Here is a 13,784-nt window from a genome sequence, read left to right on the forward strand (position 1 = left end):
ATGAGCAGCGCCGCTCCGCAGCACGAGACCTTCCTCGACCGCATCGGTATCCCGCACTCCCTGCGCTGGGGCTTCCTCGGCGTGCTGGTCTTCATGACCGGCAACGGGACCGAGTCCAACTTCATCTCCCCGCACATCGAGGCGGTGCTCGGCTCGCCCGAGGCCACCGTCGCGACGATCATCACCGGCTACAGCCTGGCCGTGCTCGTGGCCAGCTACCTGTCCGGCGCGCTGGCCGACCTCTGGGGCCCGCGCCGCGTCATGACCCTCGGCGTCGCCGTCTGGGTCGTGTTCGAGGTGCTGTTCCTGCTGAGCCTGCAGATCGGCAGCCTCCCGCTGGTCGCGGCCACCTACTTCCTGCGCGGCTTCGGCTACCCGCTGTTCGCGTTCGCGTTCCTGGTGTGGATCAACGTCGTCACGCCGTACTCGCGCAACGGCGTCGCCGTCGGCTGGTTCTACGTCATGTTCACCGGCGGCCTGCCCACCCTGGGCTCGCTGTTCGCGCTCGGCATGATCCCGGCCTTCGGCGGCAGCACCGGTGGCGAGACGGCCGCGATGATCGGCTCGACGGCGCTCGTCGTCGCCGGGTACCTGATCGCCCGCTTCGGGGTGCACGAGCCGCACGCCACCCGTCGCCTCGCGCCGGCCGGCGAGTCCACCGGGCAGGTGCTGACCGCCGGGCTGCGGCTGACCGCCGCCAACCCGAAGATCCTGATGGGCTTCCTGGTCCGCCTGATCAACACCGCGCCGCAGTACGGCATGTTCATCATCCTGCCGACGGTCATCGCGGTGGACCTCGGCTGGGGCCAGAGCCGCTGGCTCACCATGACCGTGTTCGTCTACGCGACGAACATCCTGGTCAACGCGGTGTTCGGGGCCGTCGGCGACCGCTGGGGCTGGCGCCGCACCGTGCAGTGGTTCGGGGTCTTCGGCTCCGCGGTGGGCCTGCTGCTCTGGTGGTACGTCCCGCACGCCGTCCCGGCCGGGTCGACCTGGGGCTTCTGGGTCTCGGTCGCCGCGGGCTGCGTGTTCGGCTGCCTGCTCGCCGGGTTCGTCCCGATGGGCGCGATCATGCCCGCGCTCGCACCCGACCACAAGGGCGCCGCGATGGCCATGTACACCACCGCCGCCGGTGGTGCGGCCTTCCTCGGCTCGGGCGTCGTCGCGCTGATGCTCGCGGTCGGCACCGGCAACGTCGGCGTCGTCTGGGCCTTCGTCGTCCTCTACGCCGCCGCCTTCGTCATGGTCTCGTTCCTCGACGTCCCGCAGGACGACCCGCAGCAGCGCGAGACCGCCTCCACCACGGTGAAGGAGACCTCGTGACCAGGATCTTCGACGACCCCGCCGAGTTCGCCGACGACCAGCTCGCCGGGTTCCTCGACCTCTACGCCGACCGTGTCCGAGGGGTGCACGGGGGCGTGGTCGCCCACCGCGGCGACGGCGACCCGCAGGTCGCCGTCGTCATCGGGGGCGGCTCGGGCCACTACCCGGCGTTCTGCGGGACGGTCGGCCCGGGGATGGCGCACGGCGCCGTGGTCGGCAACATCTTCACCTCGCCCTCGGCCGCCCAGGCCCACTCCGTCGGGAAGGCCGCCGACCAGGGCCGGGGCGTGATCTTCAGCTTCGGCAACTACGCCGGCGACACGATCAACTTCGGGATCGCCGCCGAGCGGCTGCGCGCCGACGGGACCGACGCCCGCGTCGTGATCGTCACCGACGACGTCGCCTCGGCCGAGCAGGAGTCGCAGCGCCGCGGGATCGCCGGCGACTTCACCGTGTTCAAGGTGATGGGCGCCGCGGCCGCCCGCGGCGCGGACATCGACGAGGTCGAGCGCCTGGGCCGCGCGGCGAACGCCGCCACCCGCAGCCTCGGCGTCGCGTTCACCGGCTGCACCATGCCCGGCGAGTCCGAGCCGCTGTTCTCCGTCCCGGACGGGCACCTGGGCCTCGGCCTGGGCATCCACGGCGAGCCCGGCATCCGCGACGTGCCGATGCTGCCCGCCCGCGAGCTGGCCGAGCTGCTGGTCGACGACGTGCTGAAGCACGCGCCCACAGCAGCGCCCGGCCGGGCCGGGGTGATCCTCAACGGGCTGGGCACCACCAAGTACGAGGAGCTGTTCCTGCTGTGGCGCCACGTCGCGCCGCGGCTGCGCGACGCCGGCATCACGATCGTCGACCCCGAGGTGGGCGAGCTCGTGACCAGCCTCGACATGGGCGGCTGCTCGCTCACCCTGATGTGGCTCGACGACGAGCTCGAGCCGCTGTGGCGGGCCGACGCCTACACCCCCGCCTACCGCAAGACCGCGGCCCCGCTGGCGGCCCTGCGCGAGCCCACCGCCGACGAGCTGGCCGAGGCCGACGCCGTCGTCACCGCGCCGGAGGCGACCGACGCCGCCCGCGGGCTGGCCGGGACCGTGCGGGCCGCGCTGGCCGCGGTCGAGACGACGCTGCGCGAGCACGAGCACGAGCTGGGTCGCATCGACGCCGTCGCGGGCGACGGCGACCACGGCCGCGGGATGCTCAAGGGCATCACCGCGGCCACCGCCCGGGTCGGCGAGCTCGGCGACGACGTCGGCGGCGGCTGGGCGCTGGCGCAGGCCGGGCAGGCCTGGGCCGAGCGCGCCGGCGGCACCTCGGGCGTGCTGTGGGGCGCCGCGCTGGAGGCGTTCGGCCGTCGGCTCGGCGACTCCGCCGACGGCTACCCGGCGGCCGAGGTCGCCGCGGGCGTCCGCGAGTTCGCGACGACGATCCAGCAGCTCGGCGGCGCGCAGGAGGGCGACAAGACCCTGCTCGACGCGCTGCTGCCGTTCGTCGCCGAGCTGGAGAGCCGCGTCGGCGACGGCGCGGCGCTGGCCGGGGCGTGGACCGCGGCCGCCGGGGTCGCGACGGCGCGGGCACAGGACACCGCCGAGCTGCGGCCGAAGGTCGGGCGGGCCCGCCCGCTGGCCGAGCGGAGCGTCGGCACCCCCGACGCGGGTGCGGTCTCGATGGGTCTGGTCGTCACGGCCGTGGCCGAGGTACTGACATCGCAGGAGGAGCAGGAGTGAGCGACACGCTGCGCATCGTGGTGGGCGCCGACGACGCCGGCTACGACTACAAGGAGAAGCTCAAGGCCGACCTGGAGGCCGACGAGCGCGTCGCCGAGGTCATCGACGTCGGCGTCGCCGCGGACGGGCACACCGCCTACCCGCACATCGGCGTGGCCGCCGCCCGCGCCGTCGCCGACGGGCGGGCCGACCGCGGCCTGCTGGTCTGCGGCACCGGGCTGGGCGTCGCGATCTCGGCGAACAAGGTGCCCGGCATCCGGGCCGTCACCGCGCACGACCCGTTCTCCGTGGAGCGCTCGGTCAAGTCGAACAACGCGCAGGTCCTGTGCATGGGGCAGCGCGTCGTCGGGATCGAGCTGGCCCGCACGCTCGTCTCCGGCTGGCTGGACCACCGGTTCGACCCGCAGAGCGCCTCGGCGGAGAAGGTCGCCGCCCTGGACTCCTACGACCGCCGCGACGGCGACCGCACCGCCGAGGCGGAGACGGTCGGGACGGACTGCTGATGTTCGACCTCACCGGATCGGTCGCGCTCGTCACCGGGGCGGCGTCGGGGATCGGGGCCGAGGTCGCCGGCGCGCTCGCCGCGCAGGGCGCCACCGTCGCCGGGGCCGACCTCGGGGAGATCGGCGGCGACGTCGCCTCCGCGCACCGGGTCGACGTGTCCGACCCGGACGCCGCGCAGGCCTGCGTCGACGAGGTCGTCGCCCGGCACGGCCGGGTCGACGTGCTCGTCAACTCGGCCGGCATCGCGCTGCTCGCCCCGGCCCTCGAGCTGGGGGTCGACGAGTGGCGCCGGACGCTCGACGTGAACCTCACCGGGTCCTGGCTGATGGCGCAGGCCGCCGGGCGGGGCATGGTCGAGCGCGGGTACGGCCGGATCGTCAACCTCGCGTCGCAGGCGGCGAGCAGCGGCCTGGAGAAGCACGCCGCGTACTGCGCGTCCAAGGCCGGGATCAACGGGCTGACCCGCACGCTGGCCGTCGAGTGGGGGCCCTACGGGGTGACCGTGAACGCGGTCTCGCCGACGGTGGTGCTCACCGACCTCGGGCGCAAGGTCTGGGACAACCCGGCCGGCGACGCGCACCGGGCCGAGATCCCGGCCCGGCGCTTCGCCGAGCCGCCGGAGATCGCCGCGGCCGTGGTGTACCTGGCCTCGGCCGAGGCCGCGATGGTCAACGGCGCCGAGCTGAAGGTCGACGGCGGGTTCACCGCCCGCTGACCGTCGTCCGCACGATCCGGCGACTCCACGCGGGGTTCACCTCGGTGGGGTCGGATGGGGACCATGAGCACGCTGCTGGTCTCGCTGTCCGGCCTCACCGACGGCGACGACGCCGACCGGGCCCGCGCCGTCGCGTTCGCCGCCGAGCTGGACCGCCGCGGCGTGCCGCTGACGCACCTCGTGCAGCCCAAGGGCCCGCACGGCCCGCTCCGCCGCGGCGACGACCTGGTCCGCTGGATCGCGGGCCGCGTCCGGGCCGGTGACGACCTGTTGCTGCACGGCTTCGACCACGCGAGCGACCCGGTCGGCGCCTGGCAGAACGGCGGCGTGCCCCGGATCGGTCGCCGCACCGAGTTCGGCGCCCTGCCCCGCCACGAGGCCGGCCTGCGGCTGACCGGGGCGCGGCGGATCCTGCTCGCGACCGGCCTGTCCACCGACGGTTTCGCCCCGCCCGGCTGGGTCGCCTCCGCCGCCACCGCCGACGCGCTCGCCGACCTCGGTTTCGGCCTGTACGCCGACGAGACGACCGTCCGCGCCGTCGGCGTGGCCGGGGCCCTCGGCGGGGACGGCCCGGTGCTCCGCTCGCGGGTGCTGACCTTCCGCGCCTCCGAGCCCTGGCTCGGCGGCGAGCGCCGCGCGGGGGACCGTCGCCGGGGCCGCGCGCTGGAGCAGCAGGCCGTCCGCACCGCCGAGCGCGGCGGCCTGGTCCGGATCGCGCTGCGGGCCAAGGACCTGCGCCGCGAGCACCGCACCGAGGCCGCGCTGGCCGCGGTCGACGCCGCCCGCGGCGCCGGGGCCGTCGGTGCGGTGCACCGGACGCTGTTCCCCGCCGCGGCGCCCGCCGCCTGACCCGCGGCACCCGACCACCGGGCGACAGGGCCCGGTTGTCCACAGTGTGTGTTCTCCTGTGGACAACCGGTGCCGCCTGTGGACTACCGCTGTTCGCCCAGCACGCAGAACTCGTTGCCCTCGGGGTCGGCGAGCACGGTCCAGGACACCTCGTCGGCCGGGGCGCGGTGCTGGCCGACGTTGACCCGGGTCGCCCCCAGCATCAGCAGCCGTGCGACCTCGGAGTCCCGCACGCCGTCCGGGCGCAGGTCGATGTGCAGCCGGTTCTTCGAGCGCTTCCCCTCCGCGACCGGCACGAAGATCAGCCCCGGGGTGACGCCCTGCGCCGGCTGGATCTCGAACTCCTGGGGCGAGGCGTTGACGACCGACCAGTCCAGCGCCTCGGCCCACCAGCGGCCCAGCCGCACGGGGTCGCGGGCGTCGACGACGATCTGCTCCCACCGCATCCCCATCAGACCGCGACCGCCGTCGCGCGGTCGGCCACGAGCAGCGTCGTCGCGTCCGGGCCGAGCTGGTCGAAGAAGCGGTAGTGCAGCGCGGGGTCGGCGAGCGTGCCCTCGTGGATCGGGACGACGGTGCGCGGTGCGACGGCCCGCAGGTAGTCGACGGCCTCGGACACCTTCAGCCACGGCGCACCGGTCGGGAGCAGCAGCGTCGCGAGCTCGTCGACGCCGGGCGGGACGTAGGCGTCGCCGGGGTGCAGCAGCGTGCCGTCGACGAGGTAGCCGTTGTTGGCGACCAGCGGGATGTCGGCGTGGATCCGCGCGTGGTCCCCGGAGCCGACGACACGGACCTCGGCGCCGCCGAGTGCGAGCACGTCGCCGGGGGCGGCGGTGCGCGCGTCGACCCCGTCGAGCCGCCCGGCGGTCTGGCCGTCGGTGACCAGGGCGGCGTCGGGGTTGGCACGCAGCAGGTCGCGGAGCCGGTCGGCGTCGACGTGGTCGGCGTGCTGGTGGGTGACCAGGATCGCGTCGAGCCCGTCGAGGCCCTCGAACCCGGTCGAGAACGTGCCGGGGTCGAACAGGAGCCGGGCCGATCCGGTGTCGACCAGGACGCAGGCGTGGCCGTAGTGCGTCAGGTGCATGGGGCCAGCATGCCCGGTCGCCGGGCCGCGGCACCGATGAGTTCCGGCGCCGCGCCCGGTCGGAGCGGGCATGGACATCAGCCCGGAGCACGACCCGGTGACCCGCTTCCTGCACCGCCCCGACGCCGACCTCGCCTACGACGTCCACGGCCCGGACCTCGCGCCGGGCGAGCGGGTCCTGCTGTGCGTCGGCCAGCCGATGGACGCCGGCGGGTTCCGCGACCTCGCCGCCGCGCTGCCGGACCGGCGCGTCGTCGCCTACGACCCGCGCGGCCTGGGCCGCAGCACGCGCAGCGACGGGCTCGACACCTCCGACCCGCACGTCCAGGCCGCCGATCTGCACGCGCTGGTCGGCGAGCTGGGCGGCCCGGTCGAGGTGTTCGCCAGCAGCGGCGGGGCGATCACCGCCCTCGCGCTCGTCCAGGCCCACCCCGGGGACGTGGCGGTCCTCGTCGCGCACGAGCCGCCGCTGATCGGTGAGCTGCCCGACGCCGACCTCGCCCGGCGGGGCTGGCAGGCGGTCCGCGCCACCTACGACGCGCACGGCTCCGGGGCGGGGATGGCCGCCTTCCTCGGCTGGACCTCCTGGTCGGGCCCGTTCACCGAGGAGCACCTCGCGGCCGGGCCGCCGGACCCGGCCGCGTTCGGCCTGCCCACCGGTGACGACGGCCGCCGCGACGACCCGCTGCTGTCCGCCCGCGCCGCGGCGATGCTCACCTTCGTCCCGGACGCCGCCGCCCTCGCCGCCGCGCCGACCCGGGTGGTCCTCGCGGTGGGGGAGGAGACGGGGGACGCCGTCACCGCCCGCACCACGCGCGCGCTGGCCGACCGGCTCGGGCTCGACGTCGCCGTGTTCCCCAGCCACCACGGCGGCTTCGCCGGCGCCGGGAACGGGTGGCCGGGCAGGCCCGCCGAGTTCGCCGCGCGGCTGCGCGAGGTGCTCGGGTGAGCGGCGGCCCCCGATGGTGAGGGCACGCACGTCGAGTTGTCCGCCCCGTTCACCGTAGGCTGACCGGCGTGGCCAGAGTGGTGGTGGACGTGATGCCCAAGCCCGAGATCCTCGACGTCCAGGGTCAGGCCGTGACCCGGGCGCTGGGGCGGATCGGCGTCTCCGGCGTGAGCGGGGTGCGTCAGGGCAAGCACTTCGAGCTCGAGGTCTCCGACGGCGTCGACGACGAGACCCTGCACCGGCTCGCCGGCACGCTGCTGGCGAACCCGGTGATCGAGGACTGGACGGTGACCCGCCTGTGAGCACCCGGGTCGGCGTGATCACCTTCCCCGGCACGCTCGACGACGGCGACGCCGCACGCGCGGTCCGCCGCGCCGGCGCCGAGGCCGTCCCGCTGTGGCACGGCGACCACGACCTGCAGGGTGTGGACGCCGTCGTCGTGCCGGGCGGGTTCTCCTACGGCGACTACCTGCGCGCCGGCGCGATCGCCGCGCTCGCGCCGATCATGACCGAGGTCGTGGCGGGCGCCGGGCGCGGCCTGCCGGTGCTCGGCATCTGCAACGGCTTCCAGATCCTGTGCGAGGCGCACCTGCTGCCGGGCGCGCTCGTCGCCAACGCCGGGATGCACTTCCTGTGCCGCGACCTCGTCCTGACCGTGGAGAACGCGCAGACCGCCTGGACCCGCGACTACGCCGCCGGCGACCAGCTGCTGATCCCGCTGAAGTCGCAGGAGGGCCGCTACGTCGCCGACGCCGCGACCCTCGACGAGCTCGACGGCGACGGCCGCGTGGTGTTCCGCTACCGCGACGGCGGCCCGAACGGCTCGACCCGCGACATCGCCGGCATCACCAACGCCGCCGGGAACGTCGTCGGGCTCATGCCGCACCCGGAGCACGCGACCAGCGCGCTCACCGGCCCGTCCGCCGACGGTCTGGGGCTGTTCACCTCGGTGCTGGCGCGCGTCACCGCCTGACCCGGTGAGACCGGTCTCGGGGGCGCCCGGGTCCGGGGCCGCGGCGACTACCCTTCACGCCGTGACGCAGTCCCAGGTGCCGGTCGATTCCGTCAAGCACGCCGAGGCCACGCCGGAGCAGCCCCAGCCGTACCGCGAGCTCGGTCTGAAGGACGACGAGTACGCCCGCATCCGGGAGATCCTCGGCCGCCGGCCCACCGACGCCGAGCTGGCCATGTACTCGGTGATGTGGAGCGAGCACTGCTCCTACAAGTCGTCCAAGGTGCACCTGCGCTACTTCGGCGAGACGACCACCGACGAGATGCGGTCGTCGATGCTGGCCGGGATCGGCGAGAACGCCGGCGTCGTGTCCATCGGCGACGGCTGGGCCGTCACCTTCAAGGTCGAGTCGCACAACCACCCGTCGTACGTGGAGCCCTACCAGGGTGCGGCGACCGGTGTCGGCGGCATCGTCCGCGACATCATGGCGATGGGCGCGCGCCCGATCGCCGTCGGCGACCCGCTGCGCTTCGGCCCGCTCGACGCCGACGACACCGGCCGGGTGCTGCCCGGGATCGTCGCCGGGGTCGGCGGCTACGGCAACTGCCTCGGCCTGCCGAACGTGGCGGGCGAGGTCGTCTTCGACCCGTCCTACGCGGGCAACCCGCTGGTCAACGCCCTGTGCGTCGGAGCGCTGAAGACCGAGGACCTGCACCTCGCGTTCGCCTCCGGCACCGGCAACAAGATCATCCTGTTCGGCGCGACGACCGGCCTCGACGGCATCGGCGGCGTGTCCGTGCTCGCGTCGGAGACCTTCGACTCCGCCACCGGCGGCACCGGGCGCAAGAAGCTGCCCAGCGTGCAGGTGGGCGACCCGTTCACCGAGAAGGTCCTCATCGAGTGCTGCCTGGAGCTGTTCGCGGCCGGGCTGGTCGTCGGCATCCAGGACCTCGGCGGGGCCGGGCTGTCCTGCGCCACCTCCGAGCTCGCCTCCGCCGGTGACGGCGGCATGCACGTCGACCTCGACGCCGTCCCGCTGCGCGCCACCGGGATGACCGCCGCGGAGATCCTCTCCTCGGAGTCGCAGGAGCGGATGTGCGCGGTCGTGACCCCGGAGAACGTCGAGGCGTTCCTCGCGGTCTGCCGCAAGTGGGACACGATCGCGACCGTCATCGGCGAGGTGACCGACGGCGACCGGCTGGTCATCACCTCGCAGGGCGAGACCGTCGTCGACGTGCCGCCCCGCACGGTCGCGCACGAGGGCCCCGTCTACTCCCGCCCGGTCGCCCGCGACGACGCGAAGCAGGACGCGCTGAACGCCGGGTCGCCGGAGTCGCTGCCGCGCCCGGAGACCCCGTCGGAGCTGCGCGCGGAGATCCTGCGGATGGCCGCCGCCCCGAACCTCGCCTCCCGCTCGTGGGTCACCGACCAGTACGACCGCTACGTGCGCGGCAACACCGTCGCCGCGCACGGCGCCGACTCCGGCGTGGTGCAGGTCGACGAGTCCACCGGGCGCGGCGTCGCCGTCGCCACCGACTGCAACGCCCGCTTCGTCGCGCTCGACCCCTACACCGGCGCGCAGCTCGCGCTGGCCGAGGCCTACCGCAACGTCGCCACCTCCGGCGCGGTGCCGCTGGCCGTCACCGACTGCCTGAACTTCGGCTCGCCCGAGGACCCGCACGTCATGTGGCAGTTCCAGCAGGCCGTGCGCGGTCTCGCCGACGGCTGCGCGGTGCTCGGCACCCCGGTCACCGGCGGCAACGTCAGCTTCTACAACCAGACCGGGACGACGGCGATCCTGCCGACCCCGGTCGTCGGCGTCCTCGGCGTGATCGACGACGTCACCACCGCCGTCCCGGCCGGGTTCGCCGGGGCCGACGGCGACGCCGTCGTCCTGCTGGGCGGCACCGCCGCCGAGTTCGGCGGGTCGGAGTGGGCGCACGAGGTGCACGGCCACCTCGGCGGCCACCCGCCGGCCGTCGACCTGGAGCACGAGCGCCGCCTCGCGCAGCTGCTCGCCGCCGCGGCCGCCGACCGGGCGCTGACCGGCAGCCACGACCTGTCCGACGGCGGCCTCGCCCAGGGCCTGGTCGAGGCCGCGCTGGGTGGCGGCCACGGCGCGCGCGTCGACCTGTCCGGCGTGCACGACGACACCTTCACCGCCCTGTTCGCCGAGTCCGCCGGGCGCGTGCTGGTCACCGTCCCCGCCGACGGGCTGGACGCGTTCCTGGCCCGCGCCGGCGCGGCGGGCGTGCCCGCGCTGCGGATCGGCGAGACCGGCGGCGACGCCCTCGACCTGGGCGAGGCCGTCGGGGTCCTGTCGCTCGACGAGCTCCGCACCTCCTGGGAGGCGACGCTGCCGGCCCGGTTCGGCGCCGTCTCGGTCTGATGGCCGACGTCCTCCTCGCCTGGGTCGACGACGGCGTCGAGCCCGAGCGGGCGGTGCGCAAGGCCGCGGTGAAGGAGTCGCTGGCCGAGCTGGCCCGCCGCGCACCCGGGCACAGCGTCGAGGTGCGGGTGCCGCCGTTCGGCGCGGTGCAGTGCGTCGAGGGCCCGCGGCACACCCGCGGCACCCCGCCCAACGTGGTGGAGACCGACCCGCGGACCTGGGTGGCCCTGGCCATCGGCCGCCTGAGCTGGGACGACGCCGTCGCCGCCGGCCGGGTGTCGGTGTCCGGCTCGCGGGCGGGCGAGATCGCGGCCCGGCTGCCGCTGCGGGAACCGTGACCGTCCCGTCGCCCCGCGCGGGCGGACGTGACGCCCGTCCCCGTACCTGGGGATGTGTGATCGCGGGGCGTACAGTCGTGCCCTGGTCCCGGTACGCCGCCAGCCGAGGAGCGCCGCGTTGAGTTCCGTCCGGAACGAGCACGTCAGCCCTGCCCGCACCCTCTCCGTCACGCCCGTCACGGGCCCCGCCACCGAGCCCGACGAGTCCGGTCCCCGCGAGGAGTGCGGGGTCTTCGGCGTCTGGGCCCCCGGCGAGGACGTCGCGAAGATGACGTACTACGGCCTCTACGCGCTGCAGCACCGCGGCCAGGAGGCCGCAGGCATCGCCGTCTCCGACGGCCGCCGCACCGTCGTGTTCAAGGACCTCGGCCTGGTCAGCCAGGTGTTCGACGAGCAGACCCTGTCCTCGCTGCGCGGGCACCTCGCCGTCGGCCACTGCCGCTACTCCACGACCGGCGCCACCACCTGGGAGAACGCCCAGCCGACGTTCCGGACCACCGCCGCGGGCTCCGGCCTGGCGCTGGGCCACAACGGCAACCTGGTCAACACCGCCGAGCTGCGCGAGCAGGTCGCGCAGCTGGAGAACCGCAAGCGCTCCGGCCTGCGCGCGACGACCGACTCCGACCTGCTCACCGAGCTGCTCGCCGCCGGTGCCGCCGACCTCGGGGTGTACGAGGCCGCGATGCGGCTGCTGCCGACGCTGCGCGGCGCGTTCTCGCTGACCTTCGCCGACGAGACCACGCTCTACGCCGCCCGCGACTCGCACGGCGTCCGCCCGCTCGTGCTGGGCCGCCTGGAGCGCGGCTGGGTCGTCGCCTCGGAGACCGCGGCGCTGGACATCGTCGGTGCCTCCTTCGTGCGCGAGGTCGAGCCGGGCGAGCTCATCGCCATCGACGCCGACGGCATCCGCAGCCAGCGCTTCGCCGCGCCGGAGCCCAAGGGCTGCGTCTTCGAGTACGTCTACCTCGCCCGCCCGGACACCCACATCGCCGGCCGCTCGGTCTACGACACCCGGGTCGAGATCGGCCGCCGCCTCGCCGAGGAGCACCCGGTGGAGGCCGACCTGGTCATCCCGGTGCCGGAGTCCGGCACCCCGGCCGCGATCGGCTACGCCCAGGGCTCCGGCATCCCCTACGGACAGGGCCTGGTCAAGAACGCCTACGTCGGGCGCACCTTCATCCAGCCCAGCCAGACGATCCGCCAGCTCGGCATCCGGCTCAAGCTCAACCCGCTGCGCAACGTCATCCGCGGCAAGCGCCTGGTCGTCGTCGACGACTCGATCGTGCGCGGCAACACCCAGCGCGCCCTGGTGCGGATGCTGCGCGAGGCGGGCGCGGTCGAGGTCCACGTGCGGATCGCGTCGCCGCCGGTGCGCTGGCCCTGCTTCTACGGCATCGACTTCGCCAGCCGCGCGGAGCTGATCGCCAACGGCGCCGACACCGAGGGCGTCCGCCGGTCCATCGGGTCGGACAGCCTCGGCTACGTCTCGGTCGACCAGATGGTCGCGGCGTCGGAGCAGCCGCGCTCGCGACTGTGCTGCGCGTGCTTCGACGGGGACTACCCGATCGCCCTCCCGGAGGAGGCGAAGCTCGGCAAGCACCTGCTGGAGGACGTGCCCGCGCCGACCGCCGGTGGAGCCGCTTCCGGGGATCCCGGCCCCCTGTCCGTCGGATACGGTGCCGGGGAAGCACTGACCCGCCCGTAGCGGCACCGCCGACCGCACCTCGTACTGGAGAGACCACGCATGCCCTCGACCGAGCCCGGCCCCGCCAGTTACGCCTCCTCGGGGGTGGACATCGACGCGGGGGAGGAGGCGGTCGAGAAGTTCCGTCCGTTCGCGGAGAAGGCCACCCGGCCCGAGGTGCGCGGCGGGATCGGCGGCTTCGCCGGGCTGTTCGCGGCGAAGTTCGGCAAGTACACCGAGCCGGTCCTGGCCGCCTCCACCGACGGCGTCGGCACCAAGGTCGCGATCGCGCAGGCCATGGACAAGCACGACACCATCGGCCAGGACCTGGTCGCGATGGTCGTGGACGACCTGGTCGTCTGCGGGGCCGAGCCGCTGTTCCTGCAGGACTACATCGCCATCGGCAAGATCGTCCCCGACCGGGTCGCGACGATCGTGCGCGGCATCGCCGAGGGCTGCCAGGTCGCGGGCTGCGCGCTGCTGGGCGGGGAGACCGCCGAGCACCCCGGGCTGATGGAGGAGGGCGCCTACGACCTCTCCGCCACCGGGGTCGGCGTCGTCGACGCGGAGAAGATGCTGCGCCCGGACGCCGTCCGCCCCGGCGACGTGCTCGTCGCGCTCGGGTCGTCCGGGCTGCACTCCAACGGCTACTCGCTGGCCCGCCACGTGCTGCTCGACATCGCGCGCCTCCCGCTGGAGGGCGAGCTCGAGGAGTTCGACCACTCGCTCGGCGAGGAGCTGCTCGTCCCCACCCGCATCTACGCCAAGGACTGCCTGGCGATCGCCGCGGAGACCGGCGTGCGGACCTTCTCCCACATCACCGGCGGCGGGCTCGCCCGCAACCTGGAGCGGGTGCTGCCCGACGGCCTCGCCGCCACCGTGGAGCGCGGCTCCTGGACGCCGTGGCCGATCTTCAAGCTGATCCAGTCCCGCGGCCGGGTGGAGCGCGCGGAGATGGAGAAGACGTTCAACATGGGCGTCGGCATGGTCGCGGTGCTGCCGCCCGAGGACGTCGACCGCGCGCTGGCCGTGCTCACCGCCCGGCACGTGCCCGCCTGGATCCTCGGCGAGGTCGGCCGGGTCGGCGACGTCGACGGGGCCGGCTCCGGCGAGCTCGGCGCCCGGGTGCAGCTGCGCGGGGAGCACCCCCGCTTCTGAGCCGTACCGGCCCGCCCGGCGGTCCGCCGGGCGGGCCGGGGCTCAGCGCCGCCCCGGTCCGGGGTGCGGCCGCGCGTCGCGCGGGCCGTAGGCGGGGCGCTCCCGCGGCTCGTCC

The 13,784-nt window shown here is 74.9% G+C and carries 14 protein-coding genes; 12 read left to right on the forward strand and 2 right to left on the reverse strand.

Annotated features, from left to right (window positions below; all coding sequences use genetic code 11):
- The 5 genes from WJX68_RS23835 to WJX68_RS23855 all read left to right on the forward strand — a co-directional run bounded on the left by WJX68_RS23835 (position 1) and on the right by WJX68_RS23855 (position 5,115).
- Positions 1–1,323: an RbtT/DalT/CsbX family MFS transporter gene (locus tag WJX68_RS23835; protein ID WP_340294954.1), complete on the forward strand. Its 1,323-nt coding sequence runs from the start codon at positions 1–3 to the stop codon at positions 1,321–1,323.
- The gene (locus WJX68_RS23840; RefSeq protein WP_340294956.1) at positions 1,320–3,047 is read left to right on the forward strand and encodes a dihydroxyacetone kinase family protein; all 1,728 of its coding nucleotides are present in this window, start codon (positions 1,320–1,322) and stop codon (positions 3,045–3,047) included. The genes WJX68_RS23835 and WJX68_RS23840 overlap by 4 nt, the downstream gene beginning before the upstream one ends.
- Complete coding sequence (locus tag WJX68_RS23845) at positions 3,044–3,550, forward strand: ribose-5-phosphate isomerase (RefSeq protein WP_340294958.1); 507 nt, start codon at positions 3,044–3,046, stop codon at positions 3,548–3,550. The genes WJX68_RS23840 and WJX68_RS23845 overlap by 4 nt, the downstream gene beginning before the upstream one ends.
- A complete protein-coding gene (locus tag WJX68_RS23850; protein WP_340294959.1) occupies positions 3,550–4,266 on the forward strand; it encodes a GolD/DthD family dehydrogenase in 717 nt (238 codons plus the stop codon). The genes WJX68_RS23845 and WJX68_RS23850 overlap by 1 nt, the downstream gene beginning before the upstream one ends.
- Before the next feature lie 63 nt (positions 4,267–4,329).
- Entirely contained in the window at positions 4,330–5,115 is a 786-nt protein-coding gene (locus tag WJX68_RS23855; RefSeq protein ID WP_340294961.1) for a DUF2334 domain-containing protein, read from the forward strand.
- A gap of 83 nt (positions 5,116–5,198) precedes the next feature.
- Here WJX68_RS23855 and WJX68_RS23860 read toward each other — a convergent pair whose 3' ends face one another.
- The gene (locus tag WJX68_RS23860) at positions 5,199–5,567 is read right to left on the reverse strand and encodes a VOC family protein (RefSeq protein ID WP_340294963.1); all 369 of its coding nucleotides are present in this window, start codon (positions 5,565–5,567) and stop codon (positions 5,199–5,201) included.
- Entirely contained in the window at positions 5,567–6,199 is a 633-nt protein-coding gene (locus WJX68_RS23865; RefSeq protein WP_340294965.1) for an MBL fold metallo-hydrolase, read from the reverse strand. The genes WJX68_RS23860 and WJX68_RS23865 overlap by 1 nt, the downstream gene beginning before the upstream one ends.
- A gap of 70 nt (positions 6,200–6,269) precedes the next feature.
- Here WJX68_RS23865 and WJX68_RS23870 point away from each other — a divergent pair, with 70 nt between their 5' ends.
- The 7 genes from WJX68_RS23870 (at position 6,270) to purM (ending at position 13,669) form a co-directional block, all read left to right on the forward strand.
- Entirely contained in the window at positions 6,270–7,148 is an 879-nt protein-coding gene (locus WJX68_RS23870) for an alpha/beta fold hydrolase (protein WP_340294967.1), read from the forward strand.
- A gap of 68 nt (positions 7,149–7,216) precedes the next feature.
- Positions 7,217–7,450, forward strand: coding sequence for a phosphoribosylformylglycinamidine synthase subunit PurS (purS, locus tag WJX68_RS23875; RefSeq protein ID WP_340294969.1), 234 nt, complete (start codon positions 7,217–7,219; stop codon positions 7,448–7,450).
- Positions 7,447–8,121, forward strand: a complete 675-nt coding sequence (gene purQ, locus WJX68_RS23880) for a phosphoribosylformylglycinamidine synthase subunit PurQ (protein WP_340294971.1) — start codon at positions 7,447–7,449, stop codon at positions 8,119–8,121. Before purS ends, purQ begins: the two co-directional genes overlap by 4 nt.
- Before the next feature lie 61 nt (positions 8,122–8,182).
- Positions 8,183–10,489 (forward strand): phosphoribosylformylglycinamidine synthase subunit PurL, encoded by a 2,307-nt coding sequence (gene purL / locus WJX68_RS23885; RefSeq protein ID WP_340294973.1) that lies wholly within the window; start codon positions 8,183–8,185, stop codon positions 10,487–10,489.
- Positions 10,489–10,827 (forward strand): sterol carrier family protein, encoded by a 339-nt coding sequence (locus WJX68_RS23890; protein WP_340294975.1) that lies wholly within the window; start codon positions 10,489–10,491, stop codon positions 10,825–10,827. The genes purL and WJX68_RS23890 overlap by 1 nt, the downstream gene beginning before the upstream one ends.
- Positions 10,828–10,945: 118 nt before the next feature.
- A complete protein-coding gene (purF, locus tag WJX68_RS23895; RefSeq protein WP_340294977.1) occupies positions 10,946–12,532 on the forward strand; it encodes an amidophosphoribosyltransferase in 1,587 nt (528 codons plus the stop codon).
- A gap of 39 nt (positions 12,533–12,571) precedes the next feature.
- Positions 12,572–13,669 carry a phosphoribosylformylglycinamidine cyclo-ligase gene (purM, locus tag WJX68_RS23900; RefSeq protein ID WP_340294979.1) on the forward strand — a complete coding sequence of 366 codons (1,098 nt, stop codon included), beginning with the start codon at positions 12,572–12,574 and terminating at the stop codon, positions 13,667–13,669.
- Positions 13,670–13,784: the final 115 nt, after the last annotated feature.

Origin of the sequence: Pseudonocardia spirodelae (assembly GCF_037727765.1) — a bacterium.
GTDB lineage: Bacteria > Actinomycetota > Actinomycetes > Mycobacteriales > Pseudonocardiaceae > Pseudonocardia > Pseudonocardia spirodelae.